21 protein-coding genes and 1 pseudogene are annotated in these 22362 nt (G+C 46.6%); 15 read left to right on the top strand and 7 right to left on the bottom strand.

Annotated features, from left to right (window positions below; all coding sequences use genetic code 11):
• The first annotated feature begins 138 nt into the window (after positions 1–138).
• Entirely contained in the window at positions 139–762 is a 624-nt protein-coding gene (locus AACQ21_RS00830; RefSeq protein WP_013855503.1) for a lysoplasmalogenase, read from the top strand.
• Positions 763–862: 100 nt separating this feature from the next.
• Entirely contained in the window at positions 863–1450 is a 588-nt protein-coding gene (locus AACQ21_RS00825; protein ID WP_017048588.1) for a YhgN family NAAT transporter, read from the top strand.
• Positions 1451–1525: 75 nt separating this feature from the next.
• Here the strand turns inward: AACQ21_RS00825 and AACQ21_RS00820 are convergent, their stop codons facing one another.
• The gene (locus AACQ21_RS00820) at positions 1526–1792 is read right to left on the bottom strand and encodes a DUF1145 domain-containing protein (RefSeq protein WP_013855495.1); all 267 of its coding nucleotides are present in this window, start codon (positions 1790–1792) and stop codon (positions 1526–1528) included.
• Positions 1789–2388: a 16S rRNA (guanine(966)-N(2))-methyltransferase RsmD gene (gene rsmD, locus AACQ21_RS00815; RefSeq protein ID WP_026028287.1), complete on the bottom strand. Its 600-nt coding sequence runs from the start codon at positions 2386–2388 to the stop codon at positions 1789–1791. The genes AACQ21_RS00820 and rsmD overlap by 4 nt, the downstream gene beginning before the upstream one ends.
• A 206-nt stretch (positions 2389–2594) precedes the next feature.
• On the opposite strand from rsmD, the gene ftsY reads away from it, so the two are divergent.
• From ftsY to glpG, 6 genes are all read left to right on the top strand, one after another.
• Positions 2595–3809 carry a signal recognition particle-docking protein FtsY gene (ftsY, locus tag AACQ21_RS00810; protein WP_105977123.1) on the top strand — a complete coding sequence of 405 codons (1215 nt, stop codon included), beginning with the start codon at positions 2595–2597 and terminating at the stop codon, positions 3807–3809.
• Positions 3810–3871: 62 nt separating this feature from the next.
• Positions 3872–4546, top strand: coding sequence for a cell division ATP-binding protein FtsE (ftsE, locus tag AACQ21_RS00805; protein ID WP_010316903.1), 675 nt, complete (start codon positions 3872–3874; stop codon positions 4544–4546).
• Positions 4536–5504 (top strand): permease-like cell division protein FtsX, encoded by a 969-nt coding sequence (ftsX, locus tag AACQ21_RS00800; protein WP_013855492.1) that lies wholly within the window; start codon positions 4536–4538, stop codon positions 5502–5504. The genes ftsE and ftsX overlap by 11 nt, the downstream gene beginning before the upstream one ends.
• A 175-nt stretch (positions 5505–5679) precedes the next feature.
• Entirely contained in the window at positions 5680–6537 is an 858-nt protein-coding gene (gene rpoH / locus AACQ21_RS00795; RefSeq protein WP_013855491.1) for an RNA polymerase sigma factor RpoH, read from the top strand.
• A gap of 395 nt (positions 6538–6932) precedes the next feature.
• Complete coding sequence (glpE, locus tag AACQ21_RS00790; RefSeq protein WP_010316900.1) at positions 6933–7253, top strand: thiosulfate sulfurtransferase GlpE; 321 nt, start codon at positions 6933–6935, stop codon at positions 7251–7253.
• An 8-nt stretch (positions 7254–7261) separates the two neighbouring features.
• On the top strand, positions 7262–8095 hold the full coding sequence (gene glpG, locus AACQ21_RS00785; RefSeq protein WP_105977122.1) for a rhomboid family intramembrane serine protease GlpG: 834 nt from the start codon (positions 7262–7264) through the stop codon (positions 8093–8095).
• A 31-nt stretch (positions 8096–8126) separates the two neighbouring features.
• Here the strand turns inward: glpG and AACQ21_RS00780 are convergent, their stop codons facing one another.
• Positions 8127–8534: a flagellar basal body-associated protein FliL gene (locus AACQ21_RS00780; protein ID WP_013855488.1), complete on the bottom strand. Its 408-nt coding sequence runs from the start codon at positions 8532–8534 to the stop codon at positions 8127–8129.
• Positions 8535–8770: 236 nt separating this feature from the next.
• Here AACQ21_RS00780 and AACQ21_RS00775 point away from each other — a divergent pair, with 236 nt between their 5' ends.
• Both AACQ21_RS00775 and ubiA read left to right on the top strand, forming a co-directional pair.
• Positions 8771–9325, top strand: coding sequence for a chorismate lyase (locus AACQ21_RS00775; protein WP_013855487.1), 555 nt, complete (start codon positions 8771–8773; stop codon positions 9323–9325).
• Positions 9322–10176: a 4-hydroxybenzoate octaprenyltransferase gene (ubiA, locus tag AACQ21_RS00770; protein ID WP_017042069.1), complete on the top strand. Its 855-nt coding sequence runs from the start codon at positions 9322–9324 to the stop codon at positions 10174–10176. Before AACQ21_RS00775 ends, ubiA begins: the two co-directional genes overlap by 4 nt.
• A gap of 81 nt (positions 10177–10257) precedes the next feature.
• Here ubiA and plsB read toward each other — a convergent pair whose 3' ends face one another.
• A complete protein-coding gene (gene plsB, locus AACQ21_RS00765; protein WP_013855485.1) occupies positions 10258–12681 on the bottom strand; it encodes a glycerol-3-phosphate 1-O-acyltransferase PlsB in 2424 nt (807 codons plus the stop codon).
• A gap of 319 nt (positions 12682–13000) precedes the next feature.
• Between plsB and lexA the strand changes: the two genes are divergently transcribed.
• The 3 genes from lexA (at position 13001) to dinF (ending at position 15943) form a co-directional block, all read left to right on the top strand.
• On the top strand, positions 13001–13624 hold the full coding sequence (gene lexA, locus AACQ21_RS00760; RefSeq protein WP_026028591.1) for a transcriptional repressor LexA: 624 nt from the start codon (positions 13001–13003) through the stop codon (positions 13622–13624).
• A gap of 94 nt (positions 13625–13718) precedes the next feature.
• Entirely contained in the window at positions 13719–14537 is an 819-nt protein-coding gene (locus AACQ21_RS00755) for a class I SAM-dependent methyltransferase (RefSeq protein WP_088728537.1), read from the top strand.
• A gap of 62 nt (positions 14538–14599) precedes the next feature.
• On the top strand, positions 14600–15943 hold the full coding sequence (gene dinF, locus AACQ21_RS00750) for an MATE family efflux transporter DinF (protein ID WP_094126879.1): 1344 nt from the start codon (positions 14600–14602) through the stop codon (positions 15941–15943).
• A 103-nt stretch (positions 15944–16046) separates the two neighbouring features.
• Here dinF and sthA read toward each other — a convergent pair whose 3' ends face one another.
• Complete coding sequence (sthA, locus tag AACQ21_RS00745) at positions 16047–17447, bottom strand: Si-specific NAD(P)(+) transhydrogenase (protein WP_017048582.1); 1401 nt, start codon at positions 17445–17447, stop codon at positions 16047–16049.
• 286 nt (positions 17448–17733) lie between these two features.
• Here sthA and fabR point away from each other — a divergent pair, with 286 nt between their 5' ends.
• Together fabR and AACQ21_RS00735 are read left to right on the top strand one after the other, a co-directional pair.
• Positions 17734–18375, top strand: a complete 642-nt coding sequence (fabR, locus tag AACQ21_RS00740; protein WP_094126881.1) for an HTH-type transcriptional repressor FabR — start codon at positions 17734–17736, stop codon at positions 18373–18375.
• On the top strand, positions 18375–18752 hold the full coding sequence (locus AACQ21_RS00735) for a YijD family membrane protein (protein WP_013855478.1): 378 nt from the start codon (positions 18375–18377) through the stop codon (positions 18750–18752). The genes fabR and AACQ21_RS00735 overlap by 1 nt, the downstream gene beginning before the upstream one ends.
• Before the next feature lie 15 nt (positions 18753–18767).
• Here AACQ21_RS00735 and AACQ21_RS00730 read toward each other — a convergent pair.
• A pseudogene (locus tag AACQ21_RS00730) lies at positions 18768–18922 on the bottom strand (substrate-binding domain-containing protein); the annotation flags it as partial.
• Positions 18912–22013, bottom strand: a complete 3102-nt coding sequence (locus AACQ21_RS00725) for a beta-galactosidase (protein ID WP_105977121.1) — start codon at positions 22011–22013, stop codon at positions 18912–18914. The pseudogene AACQ21_RS00730 and the gene AACQ21_RS00725, both read right to left, overlap by 11 nt.
• Positions 22014–22362 lie beyond the last annotated feature (349 nt).

Raw genomic sequence — 22362 nt, 5'->3', positions numbered from 1 at the left:
TTGATTGTTTTCGCACTCTTTGTTGTTGAATAAAGCCAACGTTCTGATTCGCTAGCAAGATCCAATTTTTGCGTTCATCTGCTGGACTTCAATGATGACATGCCTACACTGACCGCAGATTTTTAAAGGGGAAATGAGATGTGGAGTTGGCTCTCCGTTGCTTTGTCTGGATTCATTAGTATTTCGGCTGTTGAAAGTAACAAAATCAAGCAAGCGGTAATGTTTAAAACACTCAGTATGCTGTTATTGGTGGCGATAGTTCTAAACCATACCACGCAGCTCACTTCTCCTATCTTATGGGTCACGCTCGGTCTGCTTATTTCCGCAATCGCGGACACATTGCATCTGTTGCAACGCTACTCAAAACTCTGTTTTGCTAGCTTTCTTGTCGCACAGTTGATGTACAGTAAAGCCTTCTGGGCGCAACTTTCTGACACTATGGTGTGGTGGCTACCTGCCCTTTTGATTGCGACCAGTATTGTGGCTTTTTTCCTATTGCTACCGCAAATCGACACCTTGATCTTTCCCGTAACCATTATGGGTATGATGTTAGTTCAGTTGGCGTGGGCGGCGGGAGAGTTGTGGCTGCAGACGCAAACAGTGCCTGCCTTTGCCGGGTTTGTTGGCTGTCTGGTGCTGATGCTCTCGGCCAGTTTGTTAGCCATTCACGATTACCGCAGGCCATTGCCTTGTGGGCGCTATCTTATTTCTGGCAGCTATTTATTAGCGCAAGCGTTAATCTCTGCCTCGGTGGCCTTGTAAACATTATCGCTTCATCTATATCGTTACTTTCAGGAGCATCGAAATCTCATGACTGGGCTGATATACTGCTGCCACTTTAAATCGATGTGAGTAGTGAGAGATGGATATTTTATCGGCGGCGACCATGCTTTTTTTGATCATGGACCCGCTTGGCAACCTGCCGGTCATGCTCTCCATCTTAAAACACCTTGATCCCAAACGTCGCCGTGTTGTGCTTGTGCGCGAACTTTGTTTTGCGTTGATCATTTTGATGCTGTTCTTGTTTGCTGGCAAAAACATCATGGGTTTTTTGCACGTGCAACCGGAAACTCTCAGCATTTCTGGCGGTATCATTCTCTTCATCATCTCGATTAAAATGATTTTCCCTAGTGCAGGTAGCATTACTGGATTAGCTGCGGGGGAAGAGCCCTTTATCGTACCGATGGCAATTCCGATGATCGCGGGTCCTTCAGTGATTGCGGCCTTACTGCTTCTTTCGACTCAGCACCCTGATAAACTCCTTGAGCTGTCAGCCTCTGTACTGCTCGCGTGGGGCGCTACTTTCATCATTTTGATGTTCTACGGTTTCTTCCACAAAGTGCTGGGTGAACGTGGTTTAAAAGCGGTCGAGCGTTTGATGGGATTATTGCTAGTTATGATCTCAACGCAAATGTTCTTAAATGGCGTAAAAAGCTATATGGGGCTGTGATTCGGGGATAAAAAAGCCGCCTATCGTGTGAACTTGAAGCGGCTTTTCCTATGTTGCTTTCTTTATGCCGTTAACTTACGTCATGTGTTTGCGGCGGATATCGAGCAGCGCGAAGACTCCAAATACCAGAATCGACCATTTTTCCCAACGGCTCATGCTGATCTTGTCACCAAACGCACCGATAAAAATCAGCATTTGTAGTCCGTGCATAATGAACAAAAATGCCGTCATAATATAAAGTGCAATCGCCGCTTTACCGGGGAACGGCATGAAGATATTCAGCAATAGAATCAACCAAACAAAAGCAATCGCCGCTTTTGCAAGTACCAGTAACACTCTCATTCCGAGCTCCTCTCAAATAGTCGATAACTGACTTGGCCTGCGTTTTTCTCACGGTGCAGATGCCAATTAGCAGGGATGCCTTCTAGCGCCAATTCTTTTTCCGTCTCAATATAAATTAGCGCTTCATCAGCAAGCCAGCCATTTTGTTCTAAAAGCGAGACGGCTTCGCTTAATAAGCCTTGGCGAAACGGCGGGTCGATGAACACCACGTGGTGAGGCGTCCCTTGCTGCTTGAGAAAGGCCAGCGCATCACTATTTATCGCTCGTAAGTTGGTCGCGTTGAGCGCACCAATATTGTGTTCAAGCTGTTTGAATGCCGTCGGGTTGAGTTCAATCAGCGTCACGGATTCTGCTTGCCTTGAGGCGGCTTCAAACCCAAGGCTGCCAGAGCCTGCAAATAAATCTAAGCAGTGTGCACCAGGGATCTCCTGTGCTAACCAGTTAAAAAGAGTTTCTTTGACGCGATCCGTCGTGGGACGCAGACCTTGGGCATCATGAACAGGCAGTTTACGACCTCTCCATAAGCCACTAATAATGCGAACAAAGCCCGTTGAAGGCTTATTTTGTGATGAGTTTTGTTGGCGACGTCTTACCATAGATTTTTTGACCGCTAATAAAGTGATACTATACCCAATCTGCCAACCCGAAACGGGTTTGGTATAGCCATTGAATTTCAATAATGACAAAGTTTACCAATCTAATTGGAAAGTTTTCACTGCTTTGTCATTTTTCTTTTTCTTACGAGGGATAATCCTTCAAGAAAAGGGTCGTAGTTAGTTAGGTAGATCTAGGATATCCCCAGATGACGGAAAAAAAGAAACGTGGATTACTCTCTTGGCTCGGTTTTGGTGACGAAGAATCAAGTAAATCAACCAGCGAAACAGAACAAGTGCTTGAGCCATCTACGCTTGTCGAACCAGTTGATGCTGAGCAAGAACAAGAAACGACGGCAGTTGCTCAACCCATCGAAGAGCCACACACTGCGCTAGCAGAAGCAGAAGCAGAAGCAGAAGCAGAAGCAGAAGCAGAAGCAGAAGCAGAAGCAGAAGCAGAAGCAGAAGCAGAAGCACGAATTCAAGAGCAAGAAAAACCCAGCGAGAGTTTTTTCGCACGCTTAAAACGCAGCCTTAGCCGAACCAAAGCCAATATTGGTGCGGGTTTCTTTGGTCTGTTTAAAGGCAAGAAAATTGATGATGAGCTGTTTGAAGAGCTGGAAGAGCAACTGCTGATTGCCGATGTTGGGATGGAAACCACACTCAAAATCATCAGTAATCTGACAGAAAAAGCCTCTCGCCACGCGTTGAAAGATGGAGAGGCACTCTACGGTTTACTGAAAGACGAAATGGCTGACATTTTGGCTAAAGTAGAGCAACCGTTAGTGATCGATAGCCAAAAAACGCCCTACGTTATTTTAATGGTCGGCGTCAACGGTGTAGGCAAAACGACCACGATAGGTAAGTTGGCCAAACAGTTTCAAGCTCAAGGTAAAAAAGTGATCTTAGCGGCGGGCGATACTTTTCGTGCTGCGGCTGTTGAGCAGTTGCAAGTGTGGGGCGAGCGTAACAACGTACCAGTAATTGCACAGCACACTGGCGCAGACAGCGCATCAGTGATTTATGATGCGATTGAGGCCGCCAAAGCACGTGGCGTGGATGTGGTGATCGCCGATACCGCTGGTCGCTTGCAAAACAAGAGCAACCTCATGGAAGAGTTGCGTAAAATTGTGCGCGTCATGAAAAAAATTGATCCATCAGCGCCGCATGAAGTGATGCTGACGTTAGATGCCGCTACTGGGCAAAACGCCATCAGCCAAGCCAAACTCTTTAGTGAAGTGGCCCCGGTGACTGGGATCACCTTAACCAAGCTGGATGGCACGGCGAAAGGCGGCGTTATTTTTGCGCTGGCCGATCAGTTTGAAATTCCGATCCGCTTTATTGGGGTTGGTGAAGGGATTGACGATTTACGTCCGTTTGAAACGCAGCAATTTATTGAAGCTCTGTTTAGCCGCGAAGAGTAAGTGTGCGTGGGTGCTCAATGAGCACCTCATCATCCAATGGAGACTGGTGAGAGGAATAGCGAGTGATTAAGTTTCAACAAGTCAGCAAAGCGTATCGCGGAGGCCGTCAGGCGCTGCAAAAGGTCGACTTTCACCTACGCCGAGGAGAAATGGCGTTTTTGGGTGGGCACTCCGGAGCCGGTAAAAGTACCTTGTTGAAGTTAATCTGTGCGATTGAGCGTCCAACCGATGGGCGCATCAGCTTTAACGGTCACGATATTACGCGTATTCCCAATCAAGATATTCCCTTTTTACGCCGCAACATCGGCATTGTGTTTCAAGATCATCGCTTGCTGATGGACAGAACGGTTTACGACAATGTGGCATTGCCAATGCGCATTGAATCGATTTCAGAAAATGAAATTAAGCGTCGCGTCTCAGCCGCGCTGGATAAAACTGATCTATTAGACAAAGCACGCTGTTTACCGAGCCAACTTTCTGGGGGTGAGCAGCAACGAGTGGGTATCGCAAGAGCGGTCGTGAACCGACCTACCTTACTGCTGGCCGATGAGCCTACGGGTAACTTAGACCCAGAGCTTTCTAACCGTGTGCTTAAACTGTTTGAAGAGTTTAACCGTGCCGGAGTCTCTATTTTGCTTGCGACGCACGACATCAGCTTAGTCAACACGCGTCCTCAATATCGTCATTTAGAACTTAACCAAGGTTTTTTAAGCGAGGTAGAAGACTATGGCCGTTAAGTCGTCGAATAAAAGGAACGCGAAAGCACGTGAACCGAAACGGGCCAAAACCGATAGTTTCTTAGCCATCCACTTTAAGCAGGCCAAGGCCTCATTTTCAAGTTTATGGTCACGCCCACTCGGCAATATTTTAACGCTCGCCGTTATTTCGATGGCGCTTGCGATGCCTGCCTGTATGTACCTGCTGAGCAAAAATATCGCGTCTGTAGCCAATAATGTCACCAGCCCTGCTCAGATCAGTGTCTATCTACATGAGCGCACACCTGAAGCACGAATTATGGTGTTGAAAGATGAGCTAGAAAGTTTGGCCGATGTCGCCAGCGTGGAGTACATCTCACCGCAGCAAGGATTGGATGACCTGAGTCAATACGCCGGGTTTGAACAAGCCATTAGTTTATTGGATGATTACGCTTTACCTGGCGTGCTTATTGTTACCCCGCAGGTTGAGCAGCAAGAGCAAATCAAAGCGCTGGCGAAAAAAATACAAGCAGAACAAGACGTCACGGATGTACGCTTGGATGAAGATTGGCTTGCTAGGTTAAACGCCATTCGAACTTTAGCGGCGATCATTGTCGCGAGTTTATCGGTATTGATGTTGGGCGCTGTATTTCTGATTGTGGGCAACACCTTGCGCTTTAACGTACAAGCCAATAAAGAAGAGATCCAAACCATGAAATTGATCGGTGCCACCGATCGCTACATTTTGCGCCCTTATCTCTATGCTGGCATGTGGTTTGGCTTGTTGGGCGCATTCGCCGCTTGGCTGTTAACCGCTTTTGTGACTATTTTATTGAACGGTGCCGTTGAAGATCTTGCCCTACTGTATGACAGCCGTTTTCGTCTTATTGGCCTAAGTTGGGATGAATCCTTACTGCTGTTGATGCTCGGTACTTTCTTAGGATGCGTAGCGGCAAAAGTATCTGCGCAGCGTCATTTAAAAGAAATTGAACCAGTTTAGTTGAATATTGTCATATGTAGGCAATAACTGTTGGCTAGCTTTAGCCACAGCACTTGTATAGGCGACTTGTTTATGCATAATAGTTTCCCCTTGCTTGAATCTTGTTCATTTTAGGTTCAAGATTGTCGGGTTAAAAACATCCATTACTCCAGATCAGAAATTGATGAGGAATTGAATGACAAACCAAACGTATCAAATGGCTCTCGTTTCACAAGACAGCTTAGACAGCTACATTCGTTCAGTGAACAGCTACCCAATGCTGAGCGCGGAAGAAGAGCGGTCACTCGCAGAGCGATTACATTACAAAGGTGAAATTGAAGCGGCGAAAGGGTTGATCTTATCGCACCTTCGATTCGTTGTTCACGTTGCTCGTGGCTATTCTGGTTATGGCCTGCCCATGGCGGATTTAGTTCAGGAAGGCAATATTGGCTTAATGAAAGCGGTGAAGCGTTTCAACCCAGAAGTTGGGGTGAGACTGGTTTCCTTTGCTGTGCACTGGATCAAAGCTGAAATTCACGAATACGTGTTACGCAACTGGCGCATTGTAAAAATAGCGACCACGAAAGCGCAACGTAAGCTATTCTTCAACCTACGCAAATCGAAAAAGCGTTTAGGCTGGTTTAATAGCGGTGAAGTGGAAGCGGTTGCCCGTGAGTTGGGCGTTGACCCGGCTGAAGTGCGAGAAATGGAATCACGCTTAGCCGCGCAAGATGCCACCTTTGAAATGTCGGCGGAAGACGATGATTCGAGCTCTTCTTACACTGCACCTGTGCTTTATCTCGAAGATAAGCATTCGGATCTTGCGGATAACATTGAAGCGGCGAATTGGGAGCATCACACCAACAATCGTTTAAGCTTGGCGTTGGCTAGCTTAGATGAACGCAGTAAACATATTGTGCGCTCTCGTTGGTTGGATGATCAAAAAGCTACGCTACAAGAGTTAGCGGAAGAGTATGGTGTCTCAGCTGAGCGTATTCGTCAGCTAGAAAAAAATGCAATGAAGAAGCTAAAGGATGCTGTCGGCGAGTTCTAATCACTGACTCATTGTGAAGCGCATTAAAAACCGAGATCTTACGATCTCGGTTTTTTTATTTTTGATCACTTTAAGTGATCAAATTTTCAGCGCGCTGATTGTGGATAACTCTGTGACAAAATTATTCGTGAGCTGTCATCAAGTCGGTTAAATCAAGGCTTGAACACCGTTTTATATTTGGGGATATGTATTGTGTTACACACAGAAAAGTAAGGATCATCACTACATGTTGTGGATCTATTTCTCATTTACTACTTTATCAACGCAATCCACAAGATTATCCACAAATGGCGAAAAAGTGATCAGTGGTGGATAACCTTATAAAGGCCGTGTACTTGATTGCCTTGGGATAGGTTACAATCAAATGCTAAAAATAAAACCAATCAGAGGAAGCGATGGATCAGTTTCAACATATCAATGCTCAAGCAGCACAAGCTTTAATGGAACAACATGATGCGCAATTAGTGGATATTCGTGATGCGCAATCTTTTGCGGTTGCACATGCAAATGGCGCATTCCACTTAACCAACGACAGCATGGTTTCATTTATGGAAAAAAGCGAATTTGACCAACCCATTTTAGTGATGTGTTATCACGGTATTAGCAGCCAAGGTGCTGCACAGTATCTGATTAACCAAGGTTTTGAACAGGTGTATAGTGTGGATGGTGGATTCGAAGCTTGGCATCGTGCAGGCTTGCCCGTAACCAGCAATTAGGATGACTTATGTTAAGACTGATCACGCTCAATAACCCAAGAATGGCGCAAGCCTTTATTGATTACATGGCCTCTCGTGAAATTGAGATTCAAATGATGCCGGAAGGGAGTGGTCAATTTGCGTTATGGTTACTTGATGATCAACATCAGATTGAAGCCGAAGCGGAACTCAACCATTTTCTGCACAATCCAAATGACAGAAAGTATCAAGCTGCTTCATGGGATGTGGCTGAAAGCCGTAAAAGTCACTTTCAATATCGTTCACCGAGCATGTTGGCGATGCTCAAAGCCAAAGCTGGGCCTTTAACACTGGGCGTGATGATGGCATGCGCCATTATCTTTGCATTGCAGCAGTTTGGGCTAGCCAATCAAGTATTTTCCGCATTACATTTTCCTGCTTTGGCTGGGCAGCAATGGCAGATTTGGCGCTGGTTTAGTCATGCTTTACTTCATTTCTCTGTGCTGCACATCGTCTTTAACTTGTTATGGTGGTGGCAGTTGGGGGGCGATGTTGAAAAACGGCTTGGCTCATTCAAACTTGGACAGCTATTTTTAGTGTCAGCATTGTTGTCCGGTGCGGCTCAGTACTGGGTTGAAGGAGCCAATTTTGGTGGTTTATCGGGTGTGGTCTATGCGTTGGTCGGTTATCTATGGATGCTTGGTTGGAAAGCCCCTCATCTTGGCTTGCAAATGCCCAAACCCGTGATCGGTTTTATGCTGGTGTGGTTGGTGCTCGGGTTTGTACAACCCTTTATGGCGATTGCCAACAGCGCGCATTTAGCGGGCCTATTTTCAGGAATCGCCTTTGGATTAAATGACGCCAGCCGTCATCGAACTCGTTAAGCAAAACATCAATAGAGCGACAATCGCTGCTCTATTGATAGATGTATTTAGTAAACAGTAGGTCAGCAATAATGGTTCGGCCTATTTCAGGCAGTAACACCGCGTTGAGCTCTGTTACCAACGTTTTTCTTAAATCTTCCCGACCCGCGAGTGATTTTATCGTCTCTTCGGTCTGTTTACCGAGTAGCTCGACGATGGCATCACGAATCAGTGGTTGGTGCCGTTCAACGGCGGGTAAATCGGCGTCGCTGGATACCATCACGTCGATACGAACTTGGATGTAACCTAACTTATTTCCTTTGGTGAAAAAGTTGGTGGTGAGATCCGGCTCTAAGGTAAAGTACGCTAGCCTAGGCGCTTTTTCATCTTGTGCATAACTTGGTAACGCACAAAACAAGCTTAGGGCGATAATTATTTGGGCTACATAACGTTTAAGCATATTTCTATCTTTTCTTTAGTTGGTTCACGATACTCGAATCGCTTGAGTCTTGTTACAATAGAGCATCGGATTGTAATCAAAATGCTTATCTCGTTGTTTGGAATATACCGCAGTTGTCGCTTCCCGTTTTTACAAGCGGGTTTTTAACCTCCAACCGAGGGATTCTGTGAGTGAGCGCTTTTTATGGTTGTGTTAACCAAAAATGGACCTTTATTGTATGTTGATAAAGCCACTAATTGAATACTAGTATGAATCAATCAATTTCGCTCTATCTGTCTGCTTTGCGAGAAGTAATTTGGCAACAACCTGACGTTTTTTCTTTTCCTGATCAGGTTTCTCAGTCTTGGCTTTTAGAGCAAGGATCATTATCTCGCGTGTTAGAGGCGCAGTGTCAGCAACTGAGCGTTGAACTACTGCACAATAAGCTCGTTGAGGCAGAAAAATTACAGGGTGATGAGATGGCTCTGTTATCTGATGAAGCCTGTTTGTTACGCCAGGTTGTGCTGCGTGGTGATCAACAGCCATGGGTTTTAGGCCGTACTTTAATTCCTCAATCTTCGATGCTGGGTCAGCAATATGACTTAGCGCGCCAAGGTGATATTCCGCTTGGGTTAACGGTTTTTCGTGCTGAGCACGTTAAGCGTGACGCACTACAAGTGGGCTGGGCAATGATGGAAGAGGGGCCGTTGCTTGCACGCCGTTCACGATTATGGATGAATAATAAACCGATGTTAGTTGCGGAGCTGTTTTTACCCTTTTCACCGATTTACTCTAAGGAGAGAGTGTCATGACTTTGGTTAAGGCGCGTGCTTATTGGCAACTGATGCGCATGGATCGGCCAATTGGTTCTTTGCTATTGTTGTGGCCAACCTTATGGGCATTGATTTTAGCCGCGCAAGGTTTCCCCGATCCTAAAGTATTGTTGGTATTCGTGTTGGGGGTGTTGTTGATGCGCTCAGCGGGTTGCGTGATCAACGATTTTGCTGATCGCAGAGTCGATGGACATGTTAAACGAACCAAACAGCGGCCTTTGCCTGCCGGGCGTGTGACAACCAAAGAGGCGATTGCACTGTTTTTAACGCTAGGTATCACTTCTTTCCTGCTGGTTTTGACCATGAATCCACTCACGGTTCAGCTCTCCTTTGTCGGTATCGCATTAGCGTTTGTTTATCCGTTCATGAAACGTTATACACACCTTCCGCAGTTGGTATTAGGGCTGGCCTTTAGTTGGTCTATTCCGATGGCATGGGCGGCGCAAGCCAACGAATTGCCAGCGGTGATGTGGGGGCTATTTTTGATCAATGCGTTGTGGACTGTGGCGTATGATACGCAGTATGCGATGGTTGATCGTGATGACGATATTAATATCGGAGTCAAATCGACCGCTATTTTATTTGGTCGTTTTGATAAAATCATCATCGGCATTTTACAGTTATTGGTACTGGCGTTGATGATCGCACTTGGTGGCTATTATCAGTTAGGGGCGAGTTTTTATTGGTCAGTATTGGCTGCAGCGGCTCTGTTTGTCTATCAGCAGCGTTTAATTCGTCATCGTGATCGTGATTTATGCTTCCACGCTTTTCTCAATAACAATCACGTTGGCATGGTGTTAACGTTGGGCCTGCTTTTTGCGTTTTGGTAAGTAGTTCACTAGTTTTTGTAAGTACTTCACGAATAAAGTAAAGGCATCCATTGGGATGCCTTTACTGTTTCTTACGACCGATTAGTTCGCTTGGCAGAGACTTTCTTGAATGGTTAAGCGAATTTCAGGATAGAGCATCGAGTAAAGTAGGCGTGCTAGCTGAACGGTTGGTTCTAAATGGCAATTGCCATCAACATCCAAATAGCCCTGCTCTTTGAGCGTGACAAACATGGCGGAGAATACCCCTTTATCAAAAAACTCAGGGGCATTGATGCCATGCAAACGGCCAAGACGTTGTGCAATTTCTTGGCTTTTTTGCTCTAAATCAGATTTGCCCACTTCAGGGTTGGCAACCAATAGATTGAGAGCAATCGCGTAGCGTTGTAGGGTTTCTGAAATGGTACGACCGAGCAGCATCAACACTTGTGTTTTGGCTTGATTAATAGCCACGACACCCTCTTCTAGCGTTACTAATTGTTGACGTTGCAGTTCGTTAACGTAAGCGTTGACTACATCTGCGAGTTCATCTTGCGCAAAGCTTAAAAACAGCTCCTGCTTTAAGAAGGGATAAATCAGTGCCACATTGGCGGTTATCTGCTCTAGTGATAGCGTTTGCTGGCGGATCAACATCTGCGCAATCAGTGAGGGAATGGCAAACAGATGAATGATGTTATTGCGATAGTAGGTCATCAAAATCGACTGATTGCGGTCAAGAGAAATAATCTCACCCATGGTATCGGATTCAATTACAAACTTGTCGAGCGACTGTGCATGGTTAACCAGTTCTTCCGCACTGGCTTTAGGCACAGTGCAGGTTGCTGAGTAGCGCACGTTATTTAGTAGCGATAAATAGCAGTCGATTTGCTTAACCAAATTGTCACGAGCCAGTGCGCTTTGGCGTGAAGCAAGTAACGCGGTGGCACACAAAGTTAAGGCATTGGCCGCCGCCGCATCGTTAATGTGCGTCATCATCTTGGTGGCCAGTTGGTTAACAATAGGGTTGATCCACTGCGGCTTGGTGCTGCCCATAGGGTCAATATCTTGCGTCCATTCTGGCACTTGCTCGTTAAGGTATTGGTTCAACGGGATCGGTTCGCCGAAATTGACATAGCCTTGGCCAAAATTACGCAGCTTGCGAATCGTGCGCAGCACTAAACCCGCATTTTCTTTCTCTTTACTTTTGCCGCGTAGCTCTTTGGCGTAAGTGCTTACTTCCATCACGTGTTCATAACCGATATAAACCGGCACGAGGGTCACCGGGCGGTTAAGGCCGCGCAACATGGCTTGGATGGTCATCGCCAGCATGCCTGTTTTCGCTGGCAGTAAACGGCCAGTGCGTGAACGGCCACCTTCGCTGAAATATTCAACTGAATAGCCTTTGGCAAATAGCTCGGCCAGATATTCGCGGAAAATGGTCGAATAGAGCTTATTGCCTTTAAAGCTGCGACGAATGAAGAATGCGCCGCCACGGCGGAAAATCGGACCTGCTGGGAAAAAGTTCAAGTTGATTCCGGCAGCAATATGCGGTGGCACCATACCTTCGCGATACAGCACATAAGAAAGTAAGAGATAATCCATATGGCTGCGGTGGCAAGGGACATAGACAATCTCGTGTCCATCTTGCGCAAGGCGACGCACGGTGGCGGCATTATTTATATTAAGCCCTTGGTAAATGCGGTTCCATAACCAGCCCAGTATGCGCTCTCCTTTCTTGATTAAGGAGTAAGAGAAATCAGCGGCAATCTCATCCATGATGTCATGCGCTTCTTTGCGCGCTTTTTCGAGGGAGATATTGTTGGCTTTCGCTTGATCTTCAATCGCTTTTTCAATCGCTTGTGATTTAATTAGGCGGTTAAACAGCGCTTGGCGATTGGGCAAATTTGGCCCAGAAGCTGCCAGCTTTTGGCGAGAGAAATGAATACGAGCCACTCGTGCCAATTTATGCGCAATAGATTCGTCGGTGCCGTGTGAATCAGCCATATAGCGCAGTGAAACGACGGGGCTAAAGCGCACCATGCAATCGCGTCCAGCAAAAATTACCGCGAGTGCTTTTTGTGGGCCATTTAAGGCTTGGAGATAGGGTTTCTCTTGCCCCTCTTTACCTGGTTTACGTCCCCAAAGCACCGTTGCTGGGATCATTTGAACGTCCAATTCCGTATCAAACTTATGTAGCTCAAGCAGTTCAGAAAAAAGAGCGATAGAGTCACTAGGAACGTGCTGATCATTGCGCATCAAGGTTGGGCGCGCCGAGATGAAAACATAACGGGCAAAACTTTTGCCGTTTAGCTCAAGTGGTTGCAGCGGGTCAGGTAAACCCAGTTCTTTGGCGTGCGTTTGCAAGGTGAGCAAATCAACACTTGAGCGAAAAGGTAAGGCGTAAACAATCGGCTTGTGAATATCAATGCCGTGGTCTTCTATTGGATTAGAAGGGATCGCCGTGCCTTTGACCAACGCAGACAAAGGTAATTTTAGTAGTGAACGAGATAATGAGTGTCCAGAAGACATAAAGGTCGTCGCCTCAAGAATATTTCAATATGCTTAAGCGCATGTCCATTTCCCTGTGAGTTGATACTCAGAGAAATCGATATGCGCCGAAGCGGCTAGCTATTTTTGAGCCGCAAGGATACCAGAAACTGGTCAAACCTTTTAATCATTATTGTTTAGTAAAACAGCATCACTTGCGAGCGCAGTGAGTGAATCGGTAAGGTATTTATCGGTCGATTGCGGCATTTTTTGTAAATAGCCAAAAAATAAGCGTCCGCTCTTCCATTTATTCGATTACTGGATATACTCACAGTTAACTGTATAAACAGACAGGTGAGATATGAAGCCGTTAACGCCCCGCCAGCAACAAGTATTTGATCTTATCCGCAGTAAGATCGACGAAACCGGAATGCCACCGACTCGCGCTGAAATCGCACGCGAGCTGGGTTTTCGTTCCGCCAATGCCGCAGAAGAGCATTTAAAAGCACTGGCTCGTAAACAAGCGATTGAAATTATTCCGGGTGCCTCTCGTGGGTTGCGTATCTTACTTGAAGCTGCCAATGAGCCAGAAGATCTTGGCCTGCCTTTAATTGGTCGAGTCGCGGCGGGAGAGCCTATTTTGGCGCAAGAGCATGTCGAAGCGCATTACCAAGTGGATCCCAATATGTTTCGCCCTCAAGCGGATTTCTTACTGCGTGTGCAAGGCGAAAGTATGAAAGATATTGGCATTATGGACGGTGACTTACTCGCAGTGCACAAAACACAAGATGTGCGTAATGGGCAAGTGGTGGTGGCGCGTGTTGAAGATGATGTGACGGTAAAACGTCTAGAACGCAAAGGCTCTACCGTGTTATTGCACGCAGAGAATGAAGCGTTCTCACCAATTGAAGTGGATCTTAAATCTCAGCAGCTCACCATTGAAGGTGTGGCCGTCGGCATTATTCGCAATACCGATTGGATGTAATTTATTATTGAGATCTATTCTCAATAACTTGTTATTCTAACTGATATTCATTATCATCTTCTTTGTTGTTACATCGAGTTGCGACATAAGGAAGATGGTAATGCCTACCGATAAACATTCACTAACCCCACGTCATCATATTCCAACCAATTTAGTTCAACCGTTGTGGTTTCGTAGCCGCGAAAGTTTGGTTGATAACGGGTTAGTGTATGATCCGATCGCTGCAAAGGCCTGCCAGAGCTGTCACTTAGCCCCCGAATGTTTAAGCGGTGATATTGATCAAAAACAATTGCTGCATGCCACCTTAACGCAATTGTGCGATCAACAAGTGCGCGCGTTTATTGAGCGTAACCCTGATGGATGGATCATTAATGTCGGTGCTGGGTTAGATACCCGTTTTTATCGGGTAGACAACGGGCGCTGCCATTGGATAGAACTCGATATCACCGAAAACCTGCTGTGGCGGCAGAAATTGTTTCATCGCAGTGAGCGTTATCAACATGTGTGTGGCAGTGTCGATGATCTTCAGTGGTTGGATGCATTGCCTATTGCGGAGTCCTCCGCCGTTTTAATCGTTTGTGAGCATGCGTTATTAGATTGTACGGCGCAGCAACTCACCTATTTTATCCGCGCATTGGGTTTGCATTTTTCTAATGCGGCGGCTTGTTTAATGCTGGCTGGAGACAAAACTGCTTCCACTTTAGGTCAGAAAATGGGCTCAGGCCATTACGGACATGGTTTTGCTAATCCAACCGAAGCGGTACTCAATGTCTTGCCTTGGGCTTCGTCGGCAAAAACGTTTTCACCGCTCGATCAACATTGTGGCCGCTGGAAATTATGGCAACGTTGGTTAAGTAAGGTGATGGTTTACAAGCTGCGCTTAACACCCGTTTTAGTTTATGTCCGTTGGTGAGTAACCGCTAGCCGTCCTCCTATCACTCCGCTACACTTTGCTCTCACCCATGAGAGGTCAACGTGTTGCAATCTATTTTACAAACGTTATCGAATCGTTCCGTACATCGGCAAGTGTTGCTACTGGCGATACCTATGGTGCTGTCCAATATTACTGTACCGCTGTTAGGTTTAGTTGATGCGGCGGTGATCGGTCATCTGGAACACGCTTGGTATTTAGGTGGAGTGGCGCTTGGCGGTACGGTAGTCAGTGTCACTTTCTGGTTACTCGGCTTTTTAAGAATGTCGACCACAGGCCTTGCGGCGCAAGCATACGGTGAACAGTCGCCACAAAAACTGGCGTTAGTCTTGTTGCAAGGGCTCTTGATGGCACTGGCATTTGCGTTGTTGTTTTTGATTCTGCATCGATGGATTGGCGATGCGATTTTTTCAGCCAGCAGTGCCAGTGAGCAAGTAAAGCAATATGGGTTGCAGTATTTTGTGATTCGAGCGTGGAGTGCGCCCGCCGCATTGGCCAACTTTGTACTGCTCGGCTGGCTGTTAGCCACGCAAAATGCTAAAGCGCCGATGTGGATGGTGATCATCACTAACTTAACCAACATCGCGTTGGATATTCTGTTTGTGTTGGGTTTCGGCTGGAAAGTGGAAGGTGCTGCGCTGGCATCGGTTATCGCCGATTATGCGGGCATGAGCTTTGGCTTATTGTGTGTTTGGCGCTATTGGTTGTGGCATCAACTCCCTTCGCCACTGCAGCTAGGTGTTTTAGTGACACAAGGTCTTAGCCGCTTTGTGAAATTGAATCGCGATATTTTCCTGCGTTCACTCTGTTTGCAGGCGGCGTTTAGCTTTATGACCTTTCAAGGGGCGGCCTTTGGTGATCAAACCGTGGCGGCTAACGCTGTCTTAATGAGTTTTTTGATGATGATCTCCTATGGCATGGATGGTTTTGCTTATGCGATGGAGGCCATGGTTGGCAAAGCGATTGGTGCAAAAAGTGAGACGCAGCTCAAAAGTGCTCTGATCGGCAGTTTTTTCTGGAGTGCGCTAATCTGTTTAGCGTTAACGGTGATGTTTGCGGTGTGGGGATCGGCGTTGATCACGCTGATCACTGACATTAACGCAGTTCAGCAAGCGGCTAACCGTTATCTACCGTGGCTGGTGGCGATGCCGTTAACCGCGATGTGGTGTTTTTTATTGGATGGTATTTTTATCGGCGCGACCAAAGGTAAAGAGATGCGCAACAGCATGTTTGTCGCGATGTGCAGTTTTTTCAGCGTTTTCTATCTGGCTCAGTCTTTGGGTAATCACGCCCTGTGGATGGCGATGATCAGCTTTATGGCGATGCGCGGCATCAGTTTAGGTGTGGTCTTTATCTCACAATGGCGACGCGGTGTTTTTCTCACTTGATCACCGAATCTATCCCTAAGCACTTCACTCACTAGGTTACCAAAAAGAAAGCCGCACTCGTTAGCGGCTTTCATTCCATTAGCAGGCAGAATTAGGTCGATGATTAGAACAATCGATTCAGGCCATTTAACGCCGCCACGCGGTAGGCTTCGGCCATGGTTGGATAATTGAAGGTGGTATTGACGAAATATTCGAGGGTATTGGCTTCGCCTTTTTGCTCCATAATTGCCTGTCCGATATGGATTATTTCAGCCGCGCGTTCTCCAAACACATGAATACCTAAAATTTCTTTTGTCTCTCGGTGAAACAAAATTTTCAAGCTGCCGATATCTTTGCCAGAAATTTGTGCTCGTGCGAGGTGTTTAAACGAAGAGCGGCCAACCTCATACGGAATTTTGGCCGCGGTGAGTTCTTGCTCTGTTTTGCCCACTGAACTGATTTCAGGAATGGTGTAAATCCCAGTTGGAATGTCATCAATTAAGTGCCCTTGCGCTTGACCATGAGCAATCGCTTGAGCGACAAATCGACCTTGATCATAGGCTGCGCTCGCAAGGCTTGGGTAGCCAATTACATCACCGACTGCGTAGATGTGCTCCACCGAGGTTTGATAGTTACGATTGACGGCCAGTTGGCCACGTGAGTCGGCATTCAGGCCCACCGCTTTGAGGTTCAATTTGTCAGTGTTGCCCGTGCGTCCATTGGCGTACAAGATACAGTCGGCTTTCATTTTTTTGCCCGATTGCAAGTGAACGATCACACCATCGTCAGTGCCTTCAATCTTTTCATGGGTTTCATCATTACGAATCACAATGCCGCTGTTCCAAAAATGGTACGAGAGTGCATCAGACGTTTCGTTATCCAGAAACGAAAGTAAGCGGTCACGGGTATTGATGAGGTCAGTTTTGACCCCTAAGCCTCGGAAAATCGAAGCGTATTCGCAACCAATGACGCCTGCACCATAAATAATGATGTGGCGAGGATCGTGTTTAAGCGAGAGAATCGAATCGCTGTCATAAACTCGTTCATGAGTAAAATCAACATCATCAGGTTGATAAGGGCGTGAGCCAGTCGCAATCACAAATTTGTCGGCGCTGTATTTTTCGATGCTGCCGTCAGCGTGCGTAACCGCCACGGTATTTTTGTGGGTAAACTTAGCGTTACCAAAAATCAGCGTACACTGATTGCGATCGTAAAAGCCTTGGCGCAAGCGCGTCTGTTTATCAATCACAGATTTAGCATGGCCTAAAATATCAGAGAAAGTGAGATGAATACTGGTGTTGTTTTTACAAAATAGAGGGTTACTGTTGAATTCGATGATGCGGCTGACCGCATGGCGTAACGCCTTGGAGGGAATGGTGCCCCAATGGGTACAACCTCCGCCAACACTACTCTCTTTTTCGATAATGGCGACATTAAACCCCGCTTTAGTCAAACCCATTGCGGCGCCTTCTCCGCCCGGGCCGCTACCAATTACGATGACATCGAAGTGGTTTTGGTTCGCCATACTCTATTCCTTGTTGTATTTGTTTAACATTGCTGTAGCGAGATTTTAACTGATCCATCAGTGCGGTAAACGATGTTGCCATCAGAGAGTGGAGAGGATCACGCTCGAGAGGTGAAAATGCCACTTTATGCTATTGCTTTGCCCATCTTACTGTGGCGAGTGATTGAAATTAGGTTAGGTGACTGTTTAATTGGTCACTTTGTCCAAAGAGGCGATGTTGTGGCTTAGACAACGTGCTCAATCACGTTATAGTATGGCTCAGATAGTAAAAGAGAAGCGACTTAATATGAAATCGATGGGAATTCGCGCATTACAAAAAGAAAAAACACGTCGTTCATTGATTGATGCAGCATTTAGCCAATTAAGTGCCGATCGGAGTTTTTCTAACTTAAGTTTACGAGAAGTGGCCCGCGAGGCGGGGATTGCGCCCACCTCATTCTATCGACATTTTAAAGATATGGATGAGTTGGGTTTAACCATGGTTGATGAAGGCGGTTTACTGCTGCGCCAATTGATGCGCCAAGCACGGCAGCGCATTGTCAAAGAGGGCAGTGTGATTCGCACGTCGGTTGAAACCTTCATGGAATTTATTGAAAGTAGTCCCAATGTGTTTCGCTTATTACTGCGAGAACGCTCAGGTACTTCTTGCGAGTTTCGTGCCGCGGTAGTGCGAGAAATACAGCACTTTTCCGCAGAGCTCACCGAGTATTTGATGACGATAGGCATGGGTCGTGACGAGGCATTAACTCAGGCCGAAGCTTCCGTTATTTTGGTGTTCAGCTCCGGCGCTGAAGCTTTAGATTTAGATCGACGTGAGCGAGATGAGCTTGCTGAACGTTTGATCATGCAGTTGCGAATGCTAGCCAAAGGGGCATTTTGGTATCGCAAAGAACGTGAACGTAATCGGCTCAAAGGGGGGATAGAGTAATGTCGAATGAAAACAACACAACCCATCGTGGTTCGGAAAGAAAAACACTTGTGCTAGCGCTCATCGCAGGTATGTGCGGCGATGCCTTGTTGTCTTGGGTAACCATTAGCCAAGTTCCGTTCTCCATTTTCCCATTGATTGCATTAGTGCTTTCTGTGCAGGCGTTGTATCAAGAATATTTGCGCCATCCGGTGGCGGAAGATCTTCCATTGGTAGCGCTTGCCTGTTTCTTTGTCGGTGCTTTTGGTCATTCGGCATTTATCAAAGCACAATATCCAGATTCTGGTTCTAACTTTTTCGCCATTCTCGTACTGCTGTTGTTGCTACTCTGGGTTGGAAGAAAATTGGGTTTTCTTGGTCGCCATCGCACCGACTAAGTCATCAATGACTAGGTAGATATAGCGTGCGATGTGACCGTCATCCAAGCCTATCAAAGACATATCACAGGGATGTGGACGCCGTTTTCTTGTCGTAGCGTCATGCATCCCGCTGCCACGTAATCGTTGTAAGTGGCGATAGCCGTTATCGGTGCGTTTTTAAATACGATGCAAAATTGGTTTGAACGATATTCGGTAAACGTAATTATTGCCAGTTAGCTGGAATTCTTTGTGCACACTAGGGCTCCAAGAATCATCACCACCCACGCCCATGTGCTGATGGTCTAGGCGCACATAAATGGTTTTTTCTGCCATTAAATCACAGGTGTGTTTTGCTTTTGCCAGCGTCTGTTGAGCATATTGACTGACACTAAATTGGAAATCGCCAGACATCACCAGTTCGTTCACTTGCAGCCATTGAGTTCCACAACGTAAGCCACTGTCGGTTGGGAAAATGTACGGAGTGTGCATCTCTTCTAGCGTTTGCGTGTGCAAGCCAAAACGTGCTGCTGATAGGCGGTCTGGGTAGTTCTCAAACGGACCTAAACCTTGCCAAGTGATTGGTGTATTCTGCTCATGCAATGGCAATTGCAGCTCCAAGCCGATACGTGGCATGGGTGGCAGATCATCGGCAAGTGTCACATCAACGGTCAGCTGCATTTCGCCACTGTTTTTCAGCGTATGCGTCCAAGTGGTGATGGCTTGCACGGCACCGTTGAATTGGTAAGCGAAAGTTGATGTTACTTGCACGGCATGCGCCAACATGTCGCTATGGCAACTGACACATTCGCGTTTCCATTGGCCAATACCAGCCATATCCCAACGACATACCCAAGCGTTTGGATCTACGTTATCCACTTCACTCACACCAATATCGTTATCCAGTGGCGCACGGAAGAAGTTATCTTGCGGTGCCGCCAGCATTTGCGCTTTGCCATCGACTTGCCAATCAATCATCAAGCCTGTTTGACTATCCCAGCACCATTGATGCTTCTCATCTAGGCTGGTGACTACGATCATGCCTTTTTGCTGGCTTATCGCTGGGGTTGGTTGCGTTTCCAATTTAGGCATGGCGAGACCTGAGGTATTGCGTAGCGCAAATTGCTCAGAAGCGCTCACATGTCCCGCGGGTGCCCAAAGTGTTTCAGCCACTAAGGTGATGTCAGTATTCAAGTGGTATCGCGCTTCTGCTTTAGGTGTAAATTCAAAAGCAATCTCTACGGTTGCTTGGCTATCGGCTTTGATGTTTAGCACCACTGAGCCAGATTGAATCAATTTGCCATCTTCCAAAAGTGACCAGTTCAATTGCTCGTTGTCCGTTGCACGAAATAGGTTTTCGTTAGTTACTAATAGATGACAGAATCCTTTCACTTGTTCTTGCAGCGACACGCGAATCATACGCTGGCAGTATTTGGCTTCTTCCAATGTTGGATGCACAGTGCGATCTGGGAAGATCAACCCGTTGATGCAGAACTGGCGGTCATTGATTTTATCGCCAAAATCGCCACCGTAAGCCCAGAAGTGTTGGCCGTTCTCGTCCCATTGGCTCAAGCCTTGGTCTACCCAATCCCAGATAAAGCCGCCTTGAAGGCGAGGAAACTCGCGGAATGCATCCCAATATTCATTAAAACTCCCCAAACTGTTACCCATCGCGTGGGCGTATTCACATAAGATCAGTGGGCGAGTTTCGTTGGGTAGAGAAATCCATTTTTTGATTGGCCATTTTGGTACTGCTTCATCTGCAATCGTTGTATTCACACGGGCGTACATAGGCGCAATGATGTCGGTTGCAGCGGTATTGGCACCGCCACCTTCATATTGAACAGGGCGCGACGGATCGTAGTTTTTCGACCAAGCGTACATCGCATTGTGGTTGCTGCCGTGGCCAGACTCGTTACCCAAAGACCAGATGATGATAGAAGGATGGTTTTTATCGCGCATCACCATTTGGGTGTAGCGGCTCATGTATGTGTGCACCCATTGTGGATTGCTCGAAAGGCGATTCATCGGCTGCATGCCATGGGTTTCGATGTTCGCTTCATCGCACACGTACAAGCCGTATTGGTCACACAGTTCGTACCAACGAGGGTGATTTGGGTAGTGCGCTGTACGTACCGCGTTGAAATTGTATTGCTTCATCAAACAGATGTCGCGGATCATGTCTTCTTCTGTCATCACATGCCCAAGCTCTGGATGATGCTCATGACGGTTAACGCCACGGATCAGCAAAGGCTTGCCGTTGAGTTTCAACTGACCATCAGTGATTTCCACTTTGCGAAAGCCCACATGATAGGCTTCACTCTCTAGATGCATGCCGTTTTCATCTAATAGTGAAACGACTAGGCGGTATAGATTGGGGGTTTCTGCGCTCCATTTGTTTGGCTCACGCACATGCAATGTTTGAAATACTACGTCATCGTATGTGCCCCGCTCGTCAATACGGCGGTTGTGCGGGCGATCAATTCGCGGCTCAGTCACCGCGCATTCACCATCAAAGAGCTGCACTTGCACTTGGTAACAATCTGGCGCTGAAATATGCGTCACGATTGATAGTGAACCATCGCGATAACACGCATCCAAATCTGGCGTGACGAATACATCTTCAATGCAGTATTGCGGTTTAGAAAGCAAAGTTACGTCGCGGAAAATACCACTTAGCCACCACATGTCTTGGTCTTCTAGGTAGCTGCCATCACACCAACGCATCACCATCACGGCAAGTGTATTCTCGCCAGCCACTAGGTAGGGCGATAAGTCGAATTCGGAAGGCAAGCGGCTATCTTGGCTGTATCCCACCCAAGTGCCGTTGCACCATAGGTGGAATGCTGAGTTTACACCATCGAAGATGATGCGCTGGGTATTGGCAAGATCGGCTTCTGAGCGGGAAATCGTAGTGCGGTAACAACCTGTCGGGTTTTCGGCGGGTACGAATGGAGGGTTTACTTCAAACGGGTATTTTACGTTGGTGTAAATTGGTTTGTCGTAGCCTTGTAGCTGCCAGTTGGAAGGAACCGTTATTTCATCCCAGTTCGTGTCATTGAATTTGGTTTGAATAAACTCGCCTTCGACTTGTTCTGGCGAGTCGAACACTTTGAATTTCCATTGGCCATTCAGCGATTGACGTTGGGCGTAAACGCCGTCACGGGCATGGTCAATATCTCGGTAACTGGAAAGTGGGCTGTGTGCTTTTAAGCAGTGAATATTCACTGATTGCGGGGTTTCCCAGTCACGTCGTTGGAGAATATCTGAAAATGCCTTCATGGTTTTCCTACTTGATTTTTTGTTTCTAACCGTGTTGAGCTACGGTAGTGAATACCGTAATGGATGACTTTTTTGCTCTGGTAATCGACGCTAACGCGGCCAAAAACAGTGCCATACATAAAGTAGCTAATCGTTTTATTTTTTGAGTCCTAGCTTGCTACTCAGTGTAAATAAAATGTGGAAACGTTTCCATTATGGAGTTTACATTTTCATAGTAATAACGGATTTATTCTTCTTTCGTGTGATCATCCTCTCTTGAATGTGTTTTTAAGCAGTTTTAACGGCGAGTGATGAACTTTCCTTGATGAGATTGGCTTTGGATCTGACGTTTATATCAAAATCAATCTGT

It is taken from the genome of Vibrio sp. V01_P9A10T6 (genome assembly GCF_963877065.1).
GTDB classification, from domain to species: domain Bacteria; phylum Pseudomonadota; class Gammaproteobacteria; order Enterobacterales; family Vibrionaceae; genus Vibrio; species Vibrio anguillarum.
The sequence above is the reverse complement of the archived record's forward strand: the minus strand, read 5'-3'. Positions and strand labels throughout refer to the sequence as shown.

What these genes read in the sequence shown, in the direction of transcription:
- AACQ21_RS00830 (WP_013855503.1), top strand. Translation starts at nt 139, where the DNA reads ATGTGGAGTTGGCTCTCCGTTGCTTTGTCTGGATTCATTAGTATTTCG.
- AACQ21_RS00825 (WP_017048588.1), top strand. Translation starts at nt 863, where the DNA reads ATGGATATTTTATCGGCGGCGACCATGCTTTTTTTGATCATGGACCCG.
- AACQ21_RS00820 (WP_013855495.1), bottom strand. Translation starts at nt 1,792, where the DNA reads ATGAGAGTGTTACTGGTACTTGCAAAAGCGGCGATTGCTTTTGTTTGG.
- rsmD (WP_026028287.1), bottom strand. Translation starts at nt 2,388, where the DNA reads ATGGTAAGACGTCGCCAACAAAACTCATCACAAAATAAGCCTTCAACG.
- ftsY (WP_105977123.1), top strand. Translation starts at nt 2,595, where the DNA reads ATGACGGAAAAAAAGAAACGTGGATTACTCTCTTGGCTCGGTTTTGGT.
- ftsX (WP_013855492.1), top strand. Translation starts at nt 4,536, where the DNA reads ATGGCCGTTAAGTCGTCGAATAAAAGGAACGCGAAAGCACGTGAACCG.
- rpoH (WP_013855491.1), top strand. Translation starts at nt 5,680, where the DNA reads ATGACAAACCAAACGTATCAAATGGCTCTCGTTTCACAAGACAGCTTA.
- glpE (WP_010316900.1), top strand. Translation starts at nt 6,933, where the DNA reads ATGGATCAGTTTCAACATATCAATGCTCAAGCAGCACAAGCTTTAATG.
- glpG (WP_105977122.1), top strand. Translation starts at nt 7,262, where the DNA reads ATGTTAAGACTGATCACGCTCAATAACCCAAGAATGGCGCAAGCCTTT.
- AACQ21_RS00780 (WP_013855488.1), bottom strand. Translation starts at nt 8,534, where the DNA reads ATGCTTAAACGTTATGTAGCCCAAATAATTATCGCCCTAAGCTTGTTT.
- ubiA (WP_017042069.1), top strand. Translation starts at nt 9,322, where the DNA reads ATGACTTTGGTTAAGGCGCGTGCTTATTGGCAACTGATGCGCATGGAT.
- plsB (WP_013855485.1), bottom strand. Translation starts at nt 12,681, where the DNA reads ATGTCTTCTGGACACTCATTATCTCGTTCACTACTAAAATTACCTTTG.
- lexA (WP_026028591.1), top strand. Translation starts at nt 13,001, where the DNA reads ATGAAGCCGTTAACGCCCCGCCAGCAACAAGTATTTGATCTTATCCGC.
- AACQ21_RS00755 (WP_088728537.1), top strand. Translation starts at nt 13,719, where the DNA reads ATGGTAATGCCTACCGATAAACATTCACTAACCCCACGTCATCATATT.
- sthA (WP_017048582.1), bottom strand. Translation starts at nt 17,447, where the DNA reads ATGGCGAACCAAAACCACTTCGATGTCATCGTAATTGGTAGCGGCCCG.
- fabR (WP_094126881.1), top strand. Translation starts at nt 17,734, where the DNA reads ATGAAATCGATGGGAATTCGCGCATTACAAAAAGAAAAAACACGTCGT.
- AACQ21_RS00735 (WP_013855478.1), top strand. Translation starts at nt 18,375, where the DNA reads ATGTCGAATGAAAACAACACAACCCATCGTGGTTCGGAAAGAAAAACA.
- AACQ21_RS00725 (WP_105977121.1), bottom strand. Translation starts at nt 22,013, where the DNA reads ATGAAGGCATTTTCAGATATTCTCCAACGACGTGACTGGGAAACCCCG.